At 63.8% G+C, this 20,139-nt stretch carries 19 protein-coding genes; 14 read left to right on the top strand and 5 right to left on the bottom strand.

What is annotated here, in order from left to right; genetic code table 11:
- Window positions 1–30: 30 nt before the first annotated feature.
- The 4 genes from ychF (at window position 31) to ACSQ22_RS19840 (ending at window position 5,396) form a co-directional block, all read left to right on the top strand.
- On the top strand, window positions 31–1,125 hold the full coding sequence (gene ychF / locus ACSQ22_RS19825; RefSeq protein ID WP_121421105.1) for a redox-regulated ATPase YchF: 1,095 nt from the start codon (window positions 31–33) through the stop codon (window positions 1,123–1,125).
- A gap of 125 nt (window positions 1,126–1,250) precedes the next feature.
- Window positions 1,251–2,129, top strand: a complete 879-nt coding sequence (gene rarD, locus ACSQ22_RS19830; RefSeq protein WP_436131318.1) for an EamA family transporter RarD — start codon at window positions 1,251–1,253, stop codon at window positions 2,127–2,129.
- 247 nt (window positions 2,130–2,376) lie between these two features.
- Window positions 2,377–3,618, top strand: a complete 1,242-nt coding sequence (locus ACSQ22_RS19835; protein WP_436131319.1) for a diguanylate cyclase — start codon at window positions 2,377–2,379, stop codon at window positions 3,616–3,618.
- A gap of 140 nt (window positions 3,619–3,758) precedes the next feature.
- Complete coding sequence (locus tag ACSQ22_RS19840; RefSeq protein WP_436131320.1) at window positions 3,759–5,396, top strand: AAA family ATPase; 1,638 nt, start codon at window positions 3,759–3,761, stop codon at window positions 5,394–5,396.
- 22 nt (window positions 5,397–5,418) lie between these two features.
- Here ACSQ22_RS19840 and ACSQ22_RS19845 read toward each other — a convergent pair whose 3' ends face one another.
- Window positions 5,419–5,901 carry a YqaA family protein gene (locus ACSQ22_RS19845; protein ID WP_055393381.1) on the bottom strand — a complete coding sequence of 161 codons (483 nt, stop codon included), beginning with the start codon at window positions 5,899–5,901 and terminating at the stop codon, window positions 5,419–5,421.
- A 153-nt stretch (window positions 5,902–6,054) separates the two neighbouring features.
- Here ACSQ22_RS19845 and ACSQ22_RS19850 point away from each other — a divergent pair, with 153 nt between their 5' ends.
- The 4 genes from ACSQ22_RS19850 (at window position 6,055) to purH (ending at window position 9,753) form a co-directional block, all read left to right on the top strand.
- Window positions 6,055–6,618 (top strand): D-Ala-D-Ala dipeptidase, encoded by a 564-nt coding sequence (locus ACSQ22_RS19850; protein ID WP_436131321.1) that lies wholly within the window; start codon window positions 6,055–6,057, stop codon window positions 6,616–6,618.
- 161 nt (window positions 6,619–6,779) lie between these two features.
- Window positions 6,780–7,826 (top strand): tRNA dihydrouridine synthase DusB, encoded by a 1,047-nt coding sequence (gene dusB / locus ACSQ22_RS19855; protein WP_436131322.1) that lies wholly within the window; start codon window positions 6,780–6,782, stop codon window positions 7,824–7,826.
- On the top strand, window positions 7,823–8,056 hold the full coding sequence (locus ACSQ22_RS19860; protein ID WP_015015597.1) for a Fis family transcriptional regulator: 234 nt from the start codon (window positions 7,823–7,825) through the stop codon (window positions 8,054–8,056). The genes dusB and ACSQ22_RS19860 overlap by 4 nt, the downstream gene beginning before the upstream one ends.
- Window positions 8,057–8,151: 95 nt before the next feature.
- Window positions 8,152–9,753 carry a bifunctional phosphoribosylaminoimidazolecarboxamide formyltransferase/IMP cyclohydrolase gene (purH, locus tag ACSQ22_RS19865; protein WP_436131323.1) on the top strand — a complete coding sequence of 534 codons (1,602 nt, stop codon included), beginning with the start codon at window positions 8,152–8,154 and terminating at the stop codon, window positions 9,751–9,753.
- Window positions 9,754–9,834: 81 nt separating this feature from the next.
- Here the strand turns inward: purH and pobA are convergent, their stop codons facing one another.
- Window positions 9,835–11,019 (bottom strand): 4-hydroxybenzoate 3-monooxygenase, encoded by a 1,185-nt coding sequence (pobA, locus tag ACSQ22_RS19870; protein ID WP_436131324.1) that lies wholly within the window; start codon window positions 11,017–11,019, stop codon window positions 9,835–9,837.
- A 201-nt stretch (window positions 11,020–11,220) separates the two neighbouring features.
- On the opposite strand from pobA, the gene ACSQ22_RS19875 reads away from it, so the two are divergent.
- Window positions 11,221–12,000, top strand: coding sequence for an IclR family transcriptional regulator domain-containing protein (locus ACSQ22_RS19875; protein WP_436131325.1), 780 nt, complete (start codon window positions 11,221–11,223; stop codon window positions 11,998–12,000).
- A gap of 8 nt (window positions 12,001–12,008) precedes the next feature.
- Here the strand turns inward: ACSQ22_RS19875 and ACSQ22_RS19880 are convergent, their stop codons facing one another.
- The 3 genes from ACSQ22_RS19880 to thiD form a co-directional block, all read right to left on the bottom strand.
- Window positions 12,009–13,760 (bottom strand): alkaline phosphatase D family protein, encoded by a 1,752-nt coding sequence (locus ACSQ22_RS19880; protein ID WP_436131326.1) that lies wholly within the window; start codon window positions 13,758–13,760, stop codon window positions 12,009–12,011.
- 142 nt (window positions 13,761–13,902) lie between these two features.
- The gene (hemL, locus tag ACSQ22_RS19885; RefSeq protein ID WP_436131327.1) at window positions 13,903–15,213 is read right to left on the bottom strand and encodes a glutamate-1-semialdehyde 2,1-aminomutase; all 1,311 of its coding nucleotides are present in this window, start codon (window positions 15,211–15,213) and stop codon (window positions 13,903–13,905) included.
- Complete coding sequence (thiD, locus tag ACSQ22_RS19890) at window positions 15,197–16,156, bottom strand: bifunctional hydroxymethylpyrimidine kinase/phosphomethylpyrimidine kinase (protein ID WP_055393365.1); 960 nt, start codon at window positions 16,154–16,156, stop codon at window positions 15,197–15,199. Before thiD ends, hemL begins: the two co-directional genes overlap by 17 nt.
- A gap of 94 nt (window positions 16,157–16,250) precedes the next feature.
- On the opposite strand from thiD, the gene ACSQ22_RS19895 reads away from it, so the two are divergent.
- Genes ACSQ22_RS19895 through ACSQ22_RS19915 form a run of 5 tightly spaced genes read left to right on the top strand, consistent with a single transcriptional unit; the run spans window position 16,251 to window position 20,099 of the window.
- Complete coding sequence (locus ACSQ22_RS19895; RefSeq protein WP_008903269.1) at window positions 16,251–16,424, top strand: rubredoxin; 174 nt, start codon at window positions 16,251–16,253, stop codon at window positions 16,422–16,424.
- Window positions 16,425–16,482: 58 nt separating this feature from the next.
- Window positions 16,483–16,881 (top strand): response regulator, encoded by a 399-nt coding sequence (locus tag ACSQ22_RS19900; RefSeq protein ID WP_034692846.1) that lies wholly within the window; start codon window positions 16,483–16,485, stop codon window positions 16,879–16,881.
- Window positions 16,881–17,246, top strand: coding sequence for a response regulator (locus ACSQ22_RS19905; protein WP_010459520.1), 366 nt, complete (start codon window positions 16,881–16,883; stop codon window positions 17,244–17,246). The genes ACSQ22_RS19900 and ACSQ22_RS19905 overlap by 1 nt, the downstream gene beginning before the upstream one ends.
- Window positions 17,247–17,261: 15 nt before the next feature.
- Window positions 17,262–17,789, top strand: a complete 528-nt coding sequence (locus tag ACSQ22_RS19910; protein WP_055393363.1) for a chemotaxis protein CheW — start codon at window positions 17,262–17,264, stop codon at window positions 17,787–17,789.
- A 21-nt stretch (window positions 17,790–17,810) separates the two neighbouring features.
- Entirely contained in the window at window positions 17,811–20,099 is a 2,289-nt protein-coding gene (locus ACSQ22_RS19915) for a methyl-accepting chemotaxis protein (RefSeq protein ID WP_055393361.1), read from the top strand.
- Window positions 20,100–20,139: the final 40 nt, after the last annotated feature.

The raw sequence follows: 20,139 nt of genomic DNA on the forward strand, positions 1-20,139 counted from the left end.
GTTTGTCTCCGAAATCCAGAAAGCCCTGCCATGAGCCTCCAATGCGGCATCGTGGGCTTGCCCAACGTCGGCAAGTCCACCCTTTTCAACGCGCTGACCAAGGCCGGCATCGCCGCCGAAAACTATCCGTTCTGCACCATTGAGCCCAATGTGGGCGTGGTGGAAGTGCCTGACCCCCGCCTGCAGCAGCTCGCCCAGATCATCTCGCCCGAGCGCATCGTGCCCGCCATTGTCGAGTTTGTGGACATCGCTGGTCTGGTGGCTGGTGCCAGCCAGGGTGAAGGCCTGGGCAACCAGTTCCTGGCCCACATCCGCGAAACCGACGCCATCGTGAACGTGGTGCGCTGCTTTGAAGACGACAACGTGATCCACGTGGCTGGCCGCGTGGACCCGATCTCGGACATTGAAGTCATCCAGACCGAGCTGTGCCTGGCCGACATGGGCACTGTGGAGAAGGCGCTCAATCGCTACACCAAGGCTGCCAAGTCGGGCAACGACAAGGATGCCGCCAAGCTGGTGGCGCTGCTCACGCGCATCCAGGCTGCGCTCAATGAAGGCAAGCCCGCCCGCTCGGTCGAGATCACCAAGGAAGAGCAGCCGCTGCTCAAGTCCCTGTGCCTGATCACCGCCAAGCCCGCGATGTTCGTGGGCAACGTGAGCGAAGACGGCTTTGAGAACAACCCTTTCCTCGACCGCCTCAAGGACTACGCCGCCAGCCAGAACGCCCCCGTGGTGGCCATTTGCGCCAAGATGGAAGCCGAGATGGCTGAAATGAGCGACGAAGACCGTGACATGTTCCTGGCCGAAATGGGCCAGACCGAGCCCGGCCTCGCACGCCTGATCCGCGGCGCCTTCAAGCTGCTGGGCCTGCAGACCTATTTCACTGCGGGTGTGAAGGAGGTGCGCGCGTGGACCATCCACATTGGTGACACGGCACCCCAGGCGGCCGGCGTGATCCACGGTGACTTCGAGCGCGGCTTCATCCGTGCGCAGACGATTGCCTTTGACGATTTCATCGCCTACAAGGGTGAGCAGGGCGCCAAGGATGCTGGCAAGATGCGCGCCGAAGGCAAGGAATACGTGGTCAAGGACGGCGACGTGCTGAACTTCCTGTTCAACGTCTAAAAATCACTGAAAACGCCATCGGGTTATGGCCCGGTGGCCCGCAATCCCTGCAGGGCCCCTGGCATGCAGGGATTTTTTACGACCGTTTGGCAGGGGGGCACGCATCCCCCTGAGCATCGATTTCTATGAACACTGGAATCCTCTACGCCGCCCTGGCTTACATCGCCTGGGGCCTGTTCCCCTTGTATTTCAAGCAGGTGGCAGACGTGCCCTCGCTCGAGGTGGTGATGCACCGCACACTGTGGTCGCTGGTGTTTGTATTTGGCGTACTGATGGTGCGCAGGCAATGGTCGTGGATGGGGACCGTGCTGCGCCAGCCCAAGGTGCTGGCGGCATTTGTGCTATCTGCGATGCTGCTGTCGGGCAACTGGCTTACCTATGTGTGGGCGGTGCAAAACCAGCACGTGGTAGACGCCAGCCTGGGCTATTTCATCCTTCCGCTGGTCAACGTCGCGCTGGGCTTTGTATTTCTGCGTGAGCGGCCTCGCTCGGGCCAATGGATGGCGGTGGCCGTGGCGGCCGCTGGCGTGCTGTGGCTGGCGGTGCAAGCTGGGCGCCTGCCTTGGATTGCACTGTTGCTGGCCTTGAGTTTTGGCTTTTATGGGTTGTTGCGCAAGGTTGCTGTGCTGGGCGCACTGGAGGGTCTCGCGCTGGAGACGCTGGTGCTCGCGCCGGTGGCCGCCGTTGTGCTGGGCTGGTGGGCGTGGCAAGGCCAGGGTGCGCTGGTGCAGGGCACGCCCGCCACCGTCGGCTGGCTGCTGCTTGCGGGCCCCATGACGGCAGTTCCGCTGCTGCTGTTTGCGGCGGGTGCGCGCCTGATCCCGATGTCCACCTTGGGCATCCTGCAGTACATCTCGCCCAGCCTGCAGTTTGCGCTGGGCGTGTGGTTGTTCCATGAACCGTTCGAGCCAGCGCGCCTGGTGGGGTTTGTCTTGATCTGGGCGGCGCTGCTGGTCTACAGCATGGAAGGCTGGTGGACGCGTCGGCGGGTTATAGTGGCCTGAAGAAGGGCCGAGTGCTCCCCGCACCGCATGCGTGGGACCAGGGGCTGGGAGTCTTTCCGATGGGGCTCGCGTCGCATTCATTGCACAGATTTGCTGCGCCGCTGGTGGCGCTACTGGAAAACACGGAGCGCGACGGTGTCAGTTCTGCGTAAGATGCGCGGGCTCGTCTGCCGGGTGTTGGTGCCTGCAGCCTGCGCATTTCGGTGAAGCATCACCCGAACGAACCCGGGCTCAGGCCTGCCTCCACATGTTTTTTGGTCGCAAGAATCCGTTTTCGGCGACGGACGCCTTTCCCCTGTCCGACGCTGTCATGGAGTTCGATGACTCGTCTTCAGCCATGGTGCGCCCGGCCCGTCGCGCGCTGGATGGAATGGGGCCGCGCAGTGGGCGCAGTGCGCGCGAAAAATGGTTGCTGGCCGCAGGGCTGATGGGGCTCTATGCGCTGGCGATGCTGGGGTTTTGTGCGCTGGGCATGGTGGACCTCCAGGTGCTCGCCGTGTTGGGCGTGCTGGTGGCTGTGGTCTGCGCGACCTTCTGGGGCATTTTCAACACGGGCTTGCACAAGAATGTGCGGCATCGGCACCTGAAGCTGGCCATGGTGGCTACAGCGCTTGCGTGCATGCTCGGCATTGTCTACCTGGCGCCCGTTACGCAAATCCTGTTGGCGCCATTCACCTTTGTGGCCGTGGCCTATGGCATTTTCACTGTGCCACGGCCCACCCTGCTGGCACTGGCGGCCTGCATGTTGTGCCTCTATGCCGGGGTGGTGGGGCTGCACTACCTGGAACAGCAGAACAACGCCCTGCTGCGCCTGGAGGCATTGCATTGGGTGGCTCTGGCGGTCTCTCTGCCCGCCTTCATTGCCCTCATGGGCCGGGTGCAGCGCCTGTACCGCAGCCTCTACCATGCAAGCCGCAAGATCAAGAACATCCAAGAAGACGCCCAGCGCGATCCGCTGGTGGGATGCTTCAACCGCCGCTACGTGTTGGCCGCGCTGGAAGAGCAAAAACAGCTGGCCGACGAAAGTGGCATCCCGTTGTGCCTGGCCGTGCTGGACATTGACCACTTCAAGCGCATCAACGATGAGCTGGGGCATCTGGGGGGCGACGAGGTGCTGCGCACCTTTGCGCGCATCGCGCAGCAGGGCGTGCGCGGGGGCGATGTGTTTGGCCGGTATGGGGGTGAAGAGTTTCTGCTCATCTTCCCTGGCACTTCGTTGCTGCCTGCGCTCAATACCTGTGAGCGCATTCGCGCGCAGGTGGAAACCCATGCCTGGACCGGATTGCTCAAGGGCCGGGTGACGGTATCGGTCGGGGTGACGCAGTATGTGTTGGGGGAATCGGTGCTGGAGTTCTTCTCGCGGGCCGATACCGCCATGTACATGGCCAAGGAAGGCGGGCGCAACCAGGTGGTGGTCGAGGAGCCAGTTGCCAAAGGCGATTCGCAGCTGTCGGACTTGTCGATCTCCAGCAGCAACGTTTTCCTATAGCTGCTGGCCGTTGTTTGCGCTGGCCGGGTTGACAAGCGGCCTTCGGTGTTCACACTGAACGCCTGTTCCCATCCCCCGCGTTGGGTGGCATGGCTGCCTTTCGCGCTTGCGCGTTGGTGCCTTTCCCCCGCGTCCGTTCCATGCCCTTACCCACCGACCTGTCGGCCGAATTCGCCACCGCCCAGCAGCGTGTGCGTCTGCTGCAGCAACAACCGCAGGCTTTTCCCCACCCTGTAGAGCGCGTGGAATGTATCGAGACCCACATCTCCTGGGTGCTGCTTGCGGGTGACTTTGCCTACAAGCTCAAGAAACCCTTGCAGCTGGACTTTCTGGACTTCAGTACCCATGCCCTGCGGCACGCCGCCTGCGAGGAAGAGCTGCGCATCAATCGCCGCACGGCGCCGGGCCTGTACTTGGGCCTCGTCGGTTTGGTGGGTCAGGTGACTGCTGGGGCGGATGGCGCCCCCACCACGCTTCAGGTCGTGCCGTGGAAAGACGCTCTGCCAGGCGCCGAACCCGTCGTGTGGATGCGACGTTTTGCCCAGGACGCACTACTCGCCACTGCACTGGATGCGCATCGCGTGTTGCCTGCGCAGATCGACCAGCTGGCGTGCCATGTGGCGCAGTTCCACGACGCAGCCGCCATCGCTGCAAGCACCGACAGCTGGGGCACGGCGGCTGCGGTGCAAGCGCCAGTGGATGACTGTGTGGCGGCTCTGCGCGCACCCGTGGCAAGCGCGTTGCCCGGTCAGGGCCCCCTGCTAGCGCAGGTGGTCGGCTGGTGCCGGCACCAGGGGCGGACCCTGGCCACCACATTCGAGGCACGGCGGGCAGCCGGTCGGGTGCGCGAATGCCATGGCGATTTGCATCTGGCCAACATTGTACTCATCGATGGCGAGGCCCAGCTGTTCGATGCCATCGAGTTCAACCCCGCCTTGCGCTGGATCGACTGTGTGGCCGATATCGCCTTTGTGGTGATGGACCTCGCGGCCCATGGCCGGGCCGATCTGGCCTGGCGGTTTTTGAACCGGTGGCTGGAGCACACGGGAGACTACGCGGGCCTGTCCGTTTTGCGGTACTACGGAGCCTACCGCGCGTTGGTGCGGGCGCGGGTTGCTGCCCTGCGGCTGAATCCAACCTGCGGTGATGGCAGTGCGCAGGCTGTGCAAGCCCTGGAGGAATATCTGGAACTGGCGGCGGGTTTTGCGGGGCAACGGCCTGCGCGCTGGCCGGTGGCGCGCCCTGCTGCGTTGTGGCTGGCCCATGGCTTTTCGGGGGCGGGCAAGAGCACCCATGCGCTGACCCTGGCGTGCCACCGTGGATTGGTGCGCTTGCGGGCGGATGTGGAGCGCAAGCGCCTGTTCGGCCTGGCGCCTAATGCTTCCAGCGACGGCGTACCTGGCGGCATCTACACCGCCGAGGCTACATTCCGCACGCACCAGCGGTTGGCGCAAGTGGCACGCGAGGTGCTGGTGGCAGGCTACTCCGTGATCGTGGATGCCACCTTGCTGGACCGCGATGCCCGCGCGCTTTTCCTGGCCCTGGCCGATTCTGTGCAAGTGCCCTGCCACATCCTGTCGTTCGAGGCCCCCTTGCCGGTGCTGCGCGAGCGTGTGCGCCAGCGCGCGCTGGCCGGAGCCGGTGCGTCAGAGGCGGACGTGGCCGTGCTGGACGCCCAGTGGGCCCGCGCCCACCCGCTGCAGTCCCACGAAGAGGCGATCACGCTGCACGTGGACACCACGGTGCCCGTGAACTGGGACCGTCTATTGCCGCCCTGATCCCGGTGGCTTCGGCGGGCCACTACATCGCCAGATGCCCTGGCATGAAGTACAGCAACACGCTCGTCATAACCAGATAGCGGAAGAATTTGCCCACAGCCATATAGGCCAGGCAAGGCCAGAACGGCAGCTTGAGCCAGCCTGCCACAGCACACAGCGGGTCGCCCACCACGGGCAGCCAGCTCATCAGGCAGGCGGGGGCGCCAAAGCGCCGAAGCCAGTTCAGCGCGCGAACTTCAGTGGCATTGCCACGGGCCTTGTCCACCACCTTGTGAGCGCCCAGGCCCATCCACCAGCTCACACCACCGCCCAGCGTGTTGCCAACCGTGGCCACCAGGATGGCGGGCCAGAAGAGTTCAGGGTTGATCTTGATCAAGCCGAACACCGCAGGCTCCGAGCCCAAAGGCAGCAGCGTGGCGGAGATGAACGCCACCACAAAGACCGTGCTCAGGCCGAACTGCGGCAGCGCAAGCCATTCCAGCAGCTGGTGCATCCAGATTTCCATAGGGGCCAAGTGTAGGGCTGCGCAGCCGGTGCTTTGGTGCCAGGGGGCGCTGTCCTACGCCGGGCTGCGCCATCTGCGCATGGCCTGCAAGGGGCTCCTTTCTTATCGTGGTAACCACACCGTCCCCCGAAAAATTCCCAAGGAGGAGGCCGCATGCAACGTTTTGAACCTCACGTCTTCCCCAGCACCACCCCTCAGGCTGGTGCGCCTGTTGGCTCTCGCTGGCTGCCGCTGGCGCTGGCGCTGCTGATGGCTGCCTGTGTGCACAGCCCACAGGCAGCGGTGCCTGAACTGCAACCCGCTGAGGTGCATGTCGCCAGCCCTTGCAGCGAAACTCCTTCTGCGCGTGCCGCCTTGCAGCGGGTGGGCCAGGAATTGCAGGCGCAGGGCATGGTGTTGCAAGCCACCTGCCCGGCCACTGGTGGCGGCTGGGTGGTGCAGGTGCGTGTGGTGGATGGTATGAAGGCCAGCAAGGTGGTGCGCGGGCCGCTGGCCGACGGGCACGACGTGGACATGGGAACGCCTGCGGGTGCGGCGCTGGCAGGTGCAGAGTCGGCCGCCCAGGGCTTCTCGCCCGATGTGCTGCACAACCGCGCCTGGCTGCGTGCGACGATGGCCCGCCACCAGTTTGAAAACACCCCCGATGCTTGGTGGCACTTTGCGCTGCGCGGCGCTGCACCGGTGCACACCGCGGACGCTGACCTCGCCGCGCGATGACCTTGCTCCCTGCGGGGTGGTACTCGCCCCGGCTGCGCGTGAGGGTGACAAAGCCGTCCGATTTTCAGCGGTCGAGATATTTCATTTGCTGAAATTTTGAGCAGGTACAATCCTGCCTCCTTTTTCAGCATCTGCTGCTGCCTCCCTATCCCACCCCGCCCATGCACATCGGCCACATTCCTTTGGCGAACCGGTTGTTCGTCGCCCCGATGGCGGGCGTCACCGACCGGCCGTTCCGCCAGCTGTGCAAGGCGCTGGGTGCGGGCTATGCGGTGAGCGAGATGGTGACCTCGCGCAAGGACTTGTGGAACAGTCTCAAGACCTCGCGCCGGGCCAACCATGAAGGGGAGCCGGGGCCCATTGCCGTGCAGATCGCTGGCACCGATGCACCGATGATGGCCGAGGCTGCGGTCTACAACGTGGAACGCGGCGCGCAGATCATCGACATCAACATGGGCTGCCCGGCCAAGAAGGTCTGCAACAAATGGGCGGGCTCCGCCCTGATGCAGAACGAAGCGCTGGCAGTGGAAATTGCCGCTGCGGTGGTCGAGGCCTGCGCGCCCTTCAACGTGCCTGTCACGCTGAAGATGCGCACCGGCTGGTGCCAAGAGCACAAGAACGCCGTGGCATTGGCGCGGCAGTTTGAAAGCGTGGGCATCCAGATGCTCACCGTGCATGGCCGCACGCGCGAGCAGGGCTACAAGGGCCACGCGGAGTACGACACCATCGCAGCCGTCAAGGCGGCGGTGAAGGTGCCCGTGGTGGCCAACGGCGACATCACCTCGCCCGAAAAGGCGCGCGACGTGCTCGCTGCCACTGGCGCCGACGCGATCATGATCGGCCGCGCCGCACAGGGCCGACCATGGATCTTCCGCGAGATCGGCCACTTTCTGGCCACGGGCGAACACCTGGCGCCGCCGCTGGTGGCCGAGGTGCGCCGCCTGCTGCTGGACCACCTGCAAGACCACTACAGCCTGTATGGCGAGCTGACCGGGGTGCGCAGTGCGCGCAAGCACATTGCCTGGTACCTGCGCGCGCTGCCGGGCGGCGAGGCCTTCAGGCAACACATCAACACGATCGAAGACTGCACCACGCAGTGGCAGGCCGTGGCCGACCACCTGGACGCCCTCGGGCAACAGATGGACCGGCTGCCTGCCGTTACGGGCTTGGACGCAGAACCAGAAGAACAAGAGGGATTGGCTGCATGAGCAAGAAACACATAGAAGAATGCGTGCGCGAGAGCCTGCAGGGCTACTTTCGCGACCTGGGCGGCGAGACGCCCGATGGCATGTACGACATGCTGGTGCGTGTGGTCGAAAGGCCGCTGCTGGAAGTCGTGATGCAGCAAGCCGACAACAACCAGTCCCGCGCGGCCGAATGGCTGGGCTTGAACCGCAACACGCTGCGCAAAAAGCTCGTCGAGCACAAACTGCTCTGACGTCATTGTGTTATTTGCTATTTAATTTGTAGCTGCTTGCGCTTGATGGATAAGCGCTAGAGCCTGTTTTTATTCAAACTCTCCCCCCCCACACCATGAACGCACTTCTCTCCGTCTCCGACAAGACCGGCATCGTCGAATTCGCCCAAGCGCTGCACGCGCTGGGCATCAAACTCCTGTCCACCGGTGGCACCGCCAAGCTGCTGGCCGACAAAGGCCTGCCCGTCACCGAAGTGGCCGAGGTCACCCAGTTCCCCGAGATGCTGGACGGCCGCGTGAAGACGCTGCACCCCAAGGTGCACGGCGGCCTGCTGGCGCGCCGCGAGCTGCCCGAACACATGGCAGCGTTGAAGGAACACGGCATTGACACCATCGACCTGCTGGTGGTCAACCTCTACCCCTTTGAAGCCACCGTGGCCAAGGCCGGCTGCACGCTGGCCGACGCCATCGAGAACATCGACATCGGCGGCCCCGCCATGGTGCGCAGCGCCGCCAAGAACTGGAAGGACGTGGGCGTGATCACCTCGGCCGACCAGTACGACGCCGTGCTGGCCGAGCTGAAAGCGGGCGGCAAGCTGTCTGACAAGCTGCGCTTTGCGCTATCGGTGGCCGCATTCAACCGCATCGCCCAGTACGACGGCGCCATCAGCGACTACCTCTCGTCCGTCACGTTCGAAGAAGAAAAGCTGTCGGAAACCTACGTGCCTACGCGCACCCAGTTCCCCGGCCAGAGCAACGGCATCTTCACCAAGGTGCAGGATCTGCGCTACGGCGAAAACAGCCACCAGCAGGCCGCGCTGTACCGTGACCTGCACCCCGCGCCCGGCTCGCTGGTAACCGGCGTGCAATTGCAGGGCAAGGAGCTGAGTTACAACAACATCGCTGACGCTGATGCGGCGTGGGAATGCGTGAAGAGCTTTGACGCCGCCGCCTGCGTGATCGTCAAGCACGCCAACCCCTGTGGCGTGGCCGTGGGCCTGGACGCGCTGAGCGCCTACAGCAAGGCCTTCCAGACCGACCCCACCAGCGCTTTCGGCGGCATCATCGCGTTCAACCGCGTGGTGGACGGCCCGGCCGCCCAACAGGTGAGCAAGCAGTTTGTCGAAGTGCTGATGGCCCCTGACTTCACGGCAGAGGCGCTGGAGATCTTCAAAGCCAAGGCCAATGTGCGCTTGCTCAAGATCGCGTTGCCCGCACACGGGGGCAAGACGGACTGGGAACGCGGCCGCAACGCCATGGACGCCAAGCGCATCGGCTCGGGCCTGCTGCTGCAGACCGCCGACAACCACGAGCTGTCGCTCATCGACCTCAAGGTCGTGACCCAGAAGCAGCCCACGCTGGAAGAAATGGAAGACCTGCTGTTCGCCTGGAAGGTGGCCAAGTACGTCAAGAGCAATGCCATCGTCTTCTGCAAAGGCGGCATGACCATGGGCGTGGGCGCTGGCCAGATGAGCCGCCTGGACTCGGCCCGTATCGCCAGCATCAAGGCGGGTCACGCAGGCCTGACGCTGCAGGGCACCGTGGTGGCCAGCGACGCCTTCTTCCCCTTCCGCGACGGCCTCGATGTGGTGGTGGATGCGGGCGCCACCTGCGTGATCCAGCCCGGTGGCTCCATGCGCGACAACGAAGTGATCGACGCCGCCAACGAGCGCGGCGTAGCCATGGTGTTCAGTGGCGTGCGCCACTTCCGCCATTGATTCGACCGGCGGTCATCCAACAAAAAGCGGCTTCCAAGGAAGCCGCTTTTTTTATGCCCGTTGTCAGGATGAAGTTGAGGTTCAGGTGCCGAAATTCATCGGCAGTCCGACATAGTTCTCGGCCAGCGACACCGAGGCTGCGCGCGAGTTCACCAGGTAGTCCAACTCGGCCTCCTGGATCTTCTGGCCGAACTCGCCTGTCTCGGGAAAGCGGTGCATCAGCGAGGTGAACCACCACGAGAAGCGCTCTGCCCGCCACACGCGGCGCAGGCAGCGGTCGGAGTAGGTGTCGATGCCCACGGCGGATTTCTCTGTGTAGAAGTCGGTGAGCGCGGTCCACAGGTAACCCACGTCGCTGGCCGCCAGGTTCAGGCCCTTGGCGCCCGTGGGCGGAACGATGTGGGCCGCGTCGCCCGCCAGGAACATGCGGCCAAACCGCATGGGCTCGGCCACAAAGCTGCGCAGCGGGGCAATGCTCATCTCCAGCGCCGGGCCGGTGACCAGATTGGCACGTGCCTCAGGGTCCAGGCGGTTGCCCAGCTCGGCCCAGAACTGGTCGATGGTCCAGTTCTCGATCTTGTCGGTGTTGGGCACCTGCACGTAGTAGCGGCTGCGGGTGGCGCTGCGCATGCTGCACAGCGCAAAGCCGCGCTCGGTGTTGGCGTAAATCAGTTCGTGCGAGACGGGCGGCACATCGGCCAGCACACCCAGCCAGCCAAAGGGGTAGACGCGTTCGTAGGTCTTGAGCAGGTCGGCCGGGGCGCTGGCGCGACACACGCCGTGGTAGCCGTCGCAGCCTGCGATGAAGTCACAGGCCAGCTCGTGAGTCTGTCCGTCCTTCTGGTAGGTCACGCGGGGGCTTTGGCCTTCGAAGTCGTGCACTTGCACGTTCTGCGCGTCGTACACGGTGGTCAAGCCTTCTGCCGCGCGCGCGTCCATCAGGTCGCGCGTCACTTCGGTCTGGCCGTACACCGTGACGCGGCTGCCGCCGGTCAGCGCATGCAGGTCGATGCGGTGGCGCTGCCCCTTGAACAGCAGCTCGATGCCGTCGTGGGGCAGGCCCTCGGCATGGGCACGGGCACCAACCCCAGCCTGGTCCAGCAGGTCCATGCTGACCTGCTCCAGCACGCCAGCGCGGATTCGGCCCAGCACGTAGTCGGGGCTGCGCTGTTCGATGATGACGGCGTCAATGCCGGATTTGTAGAGCAACTGGCCGAGCAGCAGACCGGCGGGGCCTGCGCCGATGATGGCAACCTGGGTACGCATGGTGGACAACCTCACAAAGGCGTTAGAAAGCGGTAAAGGAACAGGGCCAAGCGTAGGTTGATCCATGTCAATTGAAGCCCGGCCCACGCCGCTATCGTGCGATTGATGGATCTGATGTGCGATCATCGCGCAATCTTCCATAGCCTCGGCTCACCTCCAGTCTTCGACAGGGCGTCCGACCCCAGGCGCCCCAAGCAAACCATGACCACCGTTCCCATCGCCAAGGCAGATTTCATCGCAGGCATGGCCAAGGGCATGGCGGTGCTGGAGAGTTTTGACACCGAGCGCCAGCGGCTCAATGCCACACTGGCCGCGCAGCGCACGGGTCTTACGCGCGCGGCGGCGCGGCGGCACCTGCTGACGCTTGCGCACCTGGGCTATCTGGAGACGGATGGCAGCTACTTCTGGCTGGCGCCCAAGGTGCTGCGGTTTTCAGGCAGCTACCTGGCCTCGGCCCGCCTGCCGCGTGTGCTGCAGCCCACGCTGAACCGGCTGGCGGCCCAGACGCAGCAGTCGTTTTCGGCCGTGGTGCTGGATGGCAGCGAGGTGGTGATCGTGGCGCGCAGCGGGGTGTACGGCGCGCCGTCGCGCGTGCTGGCCTATGGCCTGCACCTGGGGGCGCGGCTGCCGGCGCACCCCACATCCACGGGGCGCGTGCTGCTGGCGGCATTGCCTCCTGCGCAACTCACTGCGTGGCTCAAGGCCTGCTCACTGCACCGCCTCACGCCCCACACCATCACCCAGGTCGGCCCGCTGCGGCAGGTGATTGCCAAGGTGCGGCGCGATGACTATTGCCTGGCGGTGGAAGAGCACGAACTGGGCGTGCACGCGCTGGCCGTGCCCCTGCGCAACCTTCAGGGCGACACGGTGGCGGCGCTCAATGTGGTGGCGTCGCCCAAGCAGGTGGATGAGAGCAGCCTGCAGCGCGACATGCTGCCGCTGCTGCAGGAGGCCGCCCGCGAGTTGCGCGGGCTGCTGTAAGCCTGAGCTTATGCCGCGACAATGCGCCCCGTGCCCGCCGCGCCCGCCAGCACCTTCAGAGATTTGTCGGTGCTGGCCGTGTAGTTGCGGCTGGTGATGGTGCTCACGTACACCCAGTCGGCGCGGCACTCAGTGGCGGTGGCAGTCAGCACCATGTAGCCACGGCGCGAGGTATCGCAGTACTTCAGCGGCGCGATGAGCTGCTGCAGCGCACCGGCCAGTGTGGCGGGGTTTTCGTTCGGCAGGTATTCCTCAAACCCCGGCGAGGTGACGGACGAGGTGGCAAATTCCACACCCACGGCATTGCCGCTCATGTCCCGCAGCTCGTTGGCCCAGGCGTTGTGGGTGTCGCCCGACAGCACCACCAGGTTCTTGCCCAGGCTGCGCGAGGTGGCCAGCACCGTCTCGCGTGCCACCTGGTAGCCGTCCCAGGCGTCCAGGTTGTAGGGAATGGAGGGCTGCGCCAGGATGGCCTGCTCGGCCGGTGTGAGACTGGCGGGCGCTGTCTGCGCGCGTCCCACCAGGGCCGCGTACTGGCTGACGGTGACGCCTGCGCCTGGTTGCAGCGTTTCCATCAGGATGGGCGCTGGAATGTTCATGTGACCCATCAACACCTGCTGCCCCAGCACCTGCCAGGTAGCGCTGGATGTGGCCATCTGCTGCTGAAGCCACTGTGTCTGCGTGGTGCCCAGCAGCTGGCGACTGGTGCTGCCCACGGCGGCGGTGAATGCGGCAGCGTCAAAGCCGGTGGCAGTGAAAAACTGGCCGTAGTCGAGCTGCTCATCACGTGCCACCACGCGGGTGTCGAGCATGTGCAGCGCCACCAGGTTGCCAAAAGCAAAGCTGCGGTAGATCAGCTCGGGCTGCGCGTTGCGGGTGGGCATCCACTCGTGGTACGCCTGCATGGCCGCGGCTTTGCGCGCGCTGAAACTGCCTTCGGTGGCGCTCTGGTGGTTTTCTGCGCCGTTGCTCCAGGTGTCGTTGGTGATCTCGTGGTCGTCCCACACGGCGATCATGGGGGCGGCTGCGTGCAGGTCCTGCAGGTCGGAGTCGGTTTTGTATTGGGCGTGGCGCTGGCGGTAGTCGGCAAGGCTCAGGATCTCGTGGGCAGGCTGCGACAGGCGCCCCAACGCGCCTGCGTTGGCTGACGCATATCCACCCCGGGCATATTCATAGACGTAGTCGCCCAGGTGGACGGTGGCATCCAGGTCATTGCGGCGGGCCGCGTCGGCATACACATTGAAGTAGCCGGCGGGGTAGTTGGCGCACGAAAACACGGCCAGCTTGACCTGCGCCACGCTGCCGGTGGGCAGGGTGCGCGTGCGGCCGGTGGCGGTGTGGGCAGCGTACGCACGAAAGCGGTAGTAGTACGCAGTGGCCGCCTTGAGCCCGGTGGCATCGACCTTGACGGTGAAGTCCTTGCTGGCCAGCGCCGTGGTCTTGCCTTGGGCAGCGATGGAGGTGAAGTTGCTGTCTGTGGCAAGTTCCCATTCGACAGGGATATCGCTGGTGTGGCCAGCGGGTGGGGTCACCCGTGTCCACAGCATCACGCGGTCGGCCAGCGGGTCGCCGCTGGCGATGCCGTGTGCAAACTGCACGGCAGGCGCATCGTCATCGCCGCCGCCGCAGGCCGCCAGCGGCAGGGTGCCCAGCGCGGCTGCAGCGATGCCGAGCTGGCGCACGAAGCGCCGCCGCCCGGCATCGGCCTGCGCAGCGTCGCGGAAAGGGTGGGAGGTAGAGACGAGGGGTTTGTGTGCCATGGCGCGGGTGGTGTGGGGTAAAACACCCGAGCCTGCCCGCATTGCATGACGGCCGCGTGAAGCGAGGGCGCTGCGCCCTCTGCTACAAAAAAATATCAATAAAAAAAGCCTCTAGCGCTTGGTGGTAAAGCGCTGGCAGCTATTATTTTGATAGTCCTTTGAACACTTCGCGCGCGGCAGCCACGGTGGCGGCAATGTCTTCGGGTGTGTGGGCGGCGCTGACAAAACCGGCCTCGTACAGCGCAGGTGCAATATAGATGCCGCGATCAAGCAGGCCGTGGAACAGCTGGTTGAAGCGCGCGCTGTCGGTCTTGAGCACCTGGGCGTAGTTTTGGGGCAGCTCGGGCATCAGGAAGAAGCCGAACATGCCGCCTTCGCTGTCGGTGCTGAAGGGCACGCCTTCAGCCGCCGCCGCAGCGGCGAGGCCATCAACCAGGGAGCGTGTGGTGGCCGACAGTGCGTCGAAGAAGCCCGGCTTCTTGATCTCGCGCAGCGTGGCCAGCCCACAGGCCGTGGCCACCGGGTTACCCGACAGCGTGCCCGCCTGGTACACGGCGCCCAACGGTGCGAGGTTTTCCATGATGGCGCGCGGGCCACCAAAGGCTGCCAGCGGCATACCACCGCCAATGACCTTGCCCAGCACCGTGATGTCGGGTTTGAAGCCGGGGATGCTCTTGGCGTACACGCTCTGCGCGCTGCCCAGGGCCACACGGAAGCCCGTCATCACCTCATCCAGCACCAGCAGCGCGCCGTATTCGGTGCACAGCTCGCGGCAGCGCTTCATGAACGGCACGCTGGCGCGCACCAGGTTCATATTGCCCGCGATGGGCTCGATCATCACGCAGGCCAGTTCCTTGCCGTGCAGGGCAAAGGCCTCTTCGAGCTGAGCGACATTGTTGTACTCGAGCACCAGGGTGTGCTGCACCACCTCGGGCGGCACGCCCGCGCTGGTGGCGTTGCCAAACGTGGCCAGGCCCGATCCGGCCTTGACCAGCAGCGAATCGGCATGGCCGTGGTAGCAGCCTTCGAACTTGATGAACTTGCTGCGGCCTGTGGCGCCACGGGCCAGGCGGATCGCGCTCATGCCCGCTTCGGTACCCGAGCTGACGAGGCGGATCATTTCCATCGACGGCACGAGGCTCAGGATTTCCTCGGCCAGCTCCACCTCGCGTTCGGTCGGTGCGCCAAAGCTGAAGCCTTCGAGCGCTGCGCGCTGCACGGCTTCGAGCACAGCGGGGTGGCCGTGGCCCAGGATCATCGGGCCCCAGGAGCCGATGTAGTCGATGAAACGCTGGTCGTTGGCGTCCCAGAAGTAGGCGCCTTTGGCGCGCTTCACAAAACGCGGCGTGCCGCCCACGGCCTTGAAGGCCCGTACGGGGGAATTCACGCCGCCGGGGATCAGCGCCTTGGCGCGTTCGAACAGGGGGATATTGAGATCAGTGCTTGGTGTCATGGGGGGGCATCACAAAGCCTTCGAGGGCCTGTGCTTCGTCAATCGGGGGTTCTTCTTCGTCACCATCGGCCTCGTCATCGTCGGGCTGGGCCCAGAACATGCGGTCGGGCACGATGTGCCCCATGCCTGGGCGAAAGCCGGCATCCAGGCAGCGGTCGAGGTAGCCCAGAGCTTCGCTGGTGGCTTCGCCCAGGTCGTTGCCGCTGGCCACCAGGGCCGTGAGGGCCGCCGACAAGGTATCGCCGGCGCCGGAGAAGGTGGCGTCGAACAGTTCGAACTTGCCACTGCCCAGCACGGTCTGGGGGGAGGCCAGCACATTCTCTACAAACTGCTCGGGCAGGGGAATGCCGGTGACCAGGGTATAGGGCACGCCCATTTCGGAGGCGGCCCGGGCAATGTCGCGCGCCGTGGGGCTGCGGTCGCTGGTCCAGTCGGGCAACAGCCAGCGCCACAGGGTGCTGTGGTTTCCAACCAACACCGAGGTCTGCGGTAACAACAATTCGCGGAAGGCATCCAGGTACTCGTCGATCAGCTCATCGCGCCACCAGGACAGGTTGGGCATGTACGCTATCACCGGGACTTCATCATAGTCTGTGGTTATCTCGGCGATAGTGCTGATGTTCTCCGGACTGCCCACGAAACCGACCTTGATGGCCTGGACCGGCAGGTCTTCCAGCACGGCCCGGGCCTGCTCGGCCACCGCCTCGTCGTCAAAGCTGAAGTGGTCGAAAATCTGCGCCGTGTCGCGGGCATAGGCGCCTGTGACCACGGCAATCGGATGCCCGCCCACGGAGGCAATGGTGGTGATGTCGGCTGTCAGTCCGCCAGCGCCGCTGGGGTCGCTGGCATTGAAGACGAGCACGCATGCAGGGCTTGCGTCCTCCAAACCGTCATCTTCAATATCTATGCTTTCGGGGGGGGGAGGGGATGCTTTGATGGTCATGGACCAGATCCTGCTTGAGGGGTGGCACCGAAGCCGCAGCCCACGGAGATGACTAGATACAATCGTTGCATTCTATGTGAAGGCCCTTTAAGCTGTGATCGACTCTAAAACTTGGATGTGTTTGATTTGCGGTTGGATTTATGACGAAGCAGAGGGTTCACCTGAGCACGGCATTGCACCCAATACACCATGGGATCAGGTTCCGATGAACTGGACCTGCCCCGAGTGTGGGGCCCGCAAGGAAGACTTCGAGATGGTTCAGATTTGAGGCGCACCAGCATCATGTGCTGCTGCGTTGTTTTTTTCTCCATCAGGAGCAGTAACAATTGACTACAACAGGCGCATCTTTCAAAGTGCTCGTGGTGGATGACAGCAACACCATCCGTCGAAGCGCCGAGATTTTTCTCAAGCAGGGGGGGCACGAAGTCTTGTTGGCCGACGACGGCTTTGATGCTTTGGCCAAAGTCAATGATTACCAGCCTCAGCTGATTTTCTGCGACATCCTCATGCCCAAGCTCGACGGGTACCAGACCTGCGCCATCATCAAGCGCAATGCCCGTTTTGCAGATACTCCGGTGGTGATGCTGTCCTCCAAGGATGGTGTATTCGACAAAGCGCGCGGGCGCATGGTCGGCTGCCAGGAATATCTCACCAAACCGTTTACCAAAGACCAGTTGCTGCAAGCCGTGCAGCAATTTGGCAATGCCCAACAAGGAGCGATGTAATGCCCATCCAGAAAGTATTGGTCGTCGACGACTCGAAGACCGAGTTGATGTTTTTGACCGACCTGCTTCAGAAAAAAGGCATGCAGGTACGCACCGCAGAAAATGCCGATGAGGCTTTCCGCCGTCTGGCGGAGGAAAAGCCCGACCTGATCCTCATGGACGTTGTCATGCCCGGCCAAAACGGCTTCCAGCTCACACGTGCCATCACCCGCGACCCGCTGTACGCCGATGTGCCCATCATCATGTGCACCAGCAAGAACCAGGAAACGGATCGCGTCTGGGGGATGCGGCAGGGTGCGCGCGGCTATATCACCAAGCCCGTGGATCCCGCTGAACTGCAGGCCAAAATTGACGCTCTGAACTAAGGCTGCGGCGCGTTCATGGCCAACCGCGAAGCCCTGCGAGAGCTCCAGACCCGACTTGCCAGCCGCCTTCAGGCTGCAAGAACCGAAGGGTCCTCTGTTTCATCCTGGCTGGCTGTCGAGTCGGCCGGGAGTTTTTACTTGCTGCCACTGGGTCAGTCGGGGGAGATCTTTCCCTGGGTCTCGATCCAGGCGGTGCCCTACACCCAGCGGTGGTTTCTGGGTGTGGCCAACCTGCGCGGCGGACTGGTCGGCGTGGTGGATCTGGCAGGCCTTCTGGGCTCAGCCGCTCCGCGCACGGAGCAGGCCTTGTCGGAAGCCAGCCTGCTGGCCTTCAATGCCGCCCTGGAGGTCAATGCAGCGTTGCTGGTGGATCGCCTTGCGGGCCTGCGTGGGACCGATGCATTTGTGTCTTCTGAGCCGCCCGCCGAGGATTCGCCCGCGTTCTTTGGCACCACCTATATCGATTCCAGCGGCACACGCTGGCAGGAGCTGAACTTGCAGATCCTGTCCCAACATCCCGCTTTCCTGAGCATCAGTGCTTGAGTTTTTCTGTAAGGCTGCACCATGTCCGTCGTCAATCAATTTGGAAAACTGTTCAACCGGAAACCTGCCACGCCGGAAACCGGCGCGACTGCCGGCGCCGCCGACGACGGGCAGGATCTTCTTGCCACGGGTTCGCTGGATGGTGCGCAGCTGCGCGACACCTACCAGGCTGAAGCGATGAACAGCGTGCAGGGCGATCCAGATGGTTATTCGCCGGAACTGGCCGCATCGGACGCAGAGGAAGACTTGATCGCGCTGCCGGTGCTGGGGCGTGCCACGGCCGCCGCTCACCAGCGTCGATTGCTCGCGCTGCTTGGTATCGGTGTGGCAGTTCTTGCGTTGATTGCCTTCTGGGTGCTGCAGCAGGCAGACCGATCAGCTCAGCAGCTTGCGGCTACCGGCCAATCCCTGATGCAATCACAGCGTCTCGCCAAGTCCGTATCTCAGGCCCTGGTGGGTAGTCCCCAGGCCTTCCCGGACGTGGTGGAAAGCTCCGGCGTGCTGGCGCGCAATGTGCGTGCCCTCAACGCGGGTGATGGCGAACTTGGCGTGGAATCCCTGGGCGAGCCCTACAAGCCCGATCTGGACGCCGTGAACCCGCTCATGGAACGTGCCGAGCGCAATGCCAGCGTGGTGATGGGTCAGCAGAAGATCCTGACCCAGGTGGGTGACGCTCTGCGCACCATCAACCGCCAGTCGTCTGACCTGCTGGAAATCGCCGAAACTGTGTCTTCGCTGAAACTCCAGCAGAACGCCCCGGCCGCTGAAATTTCTGCTGCTGGCCAGCTGGTGATGTTGACCCAGCGTATCGGCAAGTCCGCCAACGAATTCCAGACCATGGAAGGTGTGAGTCCTGAGGCCGTGTTCCTGCTGGGCAAGGACTTGAATTCGTTCAAGGAAATTGCCCAGGGCCTGCTGGACGGCAGCCCGGAACTGCGCCTGGCTGCCACCAAGGATGCCCAGACCCGCGAACAGCTGGAAGCTCTGGTGAAGCTCTATGAGCAGACCCGCACCCAGGCCAGCGCCATTCTGGGCAACCTGCAAGGGCTGGTGTCGGCCCGTGAAGCGCAGTCCGCCATCATTGCTGACAGTGAGCCTCTGCGCCGTCAGCTCGAAGGACTGCAAACCAAACTGTCGGCCCAGACGGGTGTGGGTGGCGGCCAACTGGCAGCTCTTGCGCTTGCTGGTTTGTTTGTGATCTTTTGCGGTGTGGGAATCTCTCGTGTTCAGCTGCTCGACAGCCGTGGCCGCCAGGCGGCTGCTGAAATGCAGCAGAAGGACGCCAAGCGCCAGGAGCAAGAAGCCAAGCGCGTCAACGACGCCAACCAGGCTGCCATTTTGCGTTTGATGAACGAACTGCAATCGGTCGCTGAGGGTGACTTGACGCAAGAAGCCACGGTGACGGAAGACATCACGGGCGCCATTGCTGACTCGGTGAACTACACGGTGGAAGAGCTGCGCCAACTGGTGGGCAGCGTGCAGAACACGGCCACCCGCGTGGCACAAACGACGGCTCAGGTGGACAACACCTCCACCGAACTGCTGGCAGCATCGACCGAGCAACTGCGCGAAATTCGCGAAACCGGCCGCTCGGTGCTCGACATGGCGACCCGCATTAACGAGGTGTCCACACAGGCGCAAGAATCCGCCACGGTGGCCCGCCAGTCGCTGCAAGCGGCTGACTCCGGTCTGCAGGCCGTGCAAAACGCCATCGGCGGTATGAACTCCATCCGTGACCAGATTCAGGACACCTCCAAGCGGATCAAGCGACTGGGCGAATCGTCGCAGGAGATCGGTGAAATCACGGAGCTGATCTCTGACATTACCGAACAGACGAACGTGCTGGCTCTAAACGCAGCCATTCAGGCCGCATCCGCTGGTGAAGCCGGTCGTGGCTTCTCGGTGGTGGCGGAAGAAGTGCAGCGACTGGCCGAACGTTCCGCTGATGCGACGCGCCAGATTTCTGCGCTGGTGAAGGCGATTCAGACCGACACCCAGGATGCCGTGGCCGCTATGGAGCGTTCCACGCAGGGTGTGGTGGAAGGGGCCCGCCTGTCTGACAGCGCCGGTACCGCACTGACCGAGATTGACCGCGTGTCGCGTCGCCTCGCCGAGCTGATTGAGCAGATTTCGTCTTCAACTTCGCGGGAAGCCGTTTTGGCCAACGAAGTGGCCGACAACATCCAGCACATTTTTGCGGTGACCGAGCAGACGGGTGAAGGTACCCGTACCACAGCGCAGCAGGTGCGCGAGCTGTCGCACATGGCTGAGGAACTGCGCCAATCGGTGGCACGGTTCAAGATTGCCTGACGCTGTAGTCATCAACCAGCTGGCTCATAGCAGCCGGGGA

Origin of the sequence: Acidovorax sp. LjRoot38 (assembly GCF_964252975.1) — a bacterium.
Lineage (GTDB): Bacteria > Pseudomonadota > Gammaproteobacteria > Burkholderiales > Burkholderiaceae_C > Acidovorax > Acidovorax facilis.

Coding starts and splice junctions, on each gene's coding strand:
- ychF (WP_121421105.1), top strand. CDS start 31: ATGAGCCTCCAATGCGGCATCGTGGGCTTGCCCAACGTCGGCAAGTCC.
- ACSQ22_RS19880 (WP_436131326.1), bottom strand. CDS start 13,760: ATGGCACACAAACCCCTCGTCTCTACCTCCCACCCTTTCCGCGACGCT.
- thiD (WP_055393365.1), bottom strand. CDS start 16,156: ATGACCATCAAAGCATCCCCTCCCCCCCCCGAAAGCATAGATATTGAA.
- rarD (WP_436131318.1), top strand. CDS start 1,251: ATGAACACTGGAATCCTCTACGCCGCCCTGGCTTACATCGCCTGGGGC.
- ACSQ22_RS19905 (WP_010459520.1), top strand. CDS start 16,881: ATGCCCATCCAGAAAGTATTGGTCGTCGACGACTCGAAGACCGAGTTG.
- pobA (WP_436131324.1), bottom strand. CDS start 11,019: ATGCGTACCCAGGTTGCCATCATCGGCGCAGGCCCCGCCGGTCTGCTG.
- hemL (WP_436131327.1), bottom strand. CDS start 15,213: ATGACACCAAGCACTGATCTCAATATCCCCCTGTTCGAACGCGCCAAG.
- ACSQ22_RS19915 (WP_055393361.1), top strand. CDS start 17,811: ATGTCCGTCGTCAATCAATTTGGAAAACTGTTCAACCGGAAACCTGCC.
- dusB (WP_436131322.1), top strand. CDS start 6,780: ATGCACATCGGCCACATTCCTTTGGCGAACCGGTTGTTCGTCGCCCCG.
- ACSQ22_RS19840 (WP_436131320.1), top strand. CDS start 3,759: ATGCCCTTACCCACCGACCTGTCGGCCGAATTCGCCACCGCCCAGCAG.
- ACSQ22_RS19850 (WP_436131321.1), top strand. CDS start 6,055: ATGCAACGTTTTGAACCTCACGTCTTCCCCAGCACCACCCCTCAGGCT.
- ACSQ22_RS19910 (WP_055393363.1), top strand. CDS start 17,262: ATGGCCAACCGCGAAGCCCTGCGAGAGCTCCAGACCCGACTTGCCAGC.
- ACSQ22_RS19875 (WP_436131325.1), top strand. CDS start 11,221: ATGACCACCGTTCCCATCGCCAAGGCAGATTTCATCGCAGGCATGGCC.
- purH (WP_436131323.1), top strand. CDS start 8,152: ATGAACGCACTTCTCTCCGTCTCCGACAAGACCGGCATCGTCGAATTC.
- ACSQ22_RS19845 (WP_055393381.1), bottom strand. CDS start 5,901: ATGGAAATCTGGATGCACCAGCTGCTGGAATGGCTTGCGCTGCCGCAG.
- ACSQ22_RS19860 (WP_015015597.1), top strand. CDS start 7,823: ATGAGCAAGAAACACATAGAAGAATGCGTGCGCGAGAGCCTGCAGGGC.
- ACSQ22_RS19835 (WP_436131319.1), top strand. CDS start 2,377: ATGTTTTTTGGTCGCAAGAATCCGTTTTCGGCGACGGACGCCTTTCCC.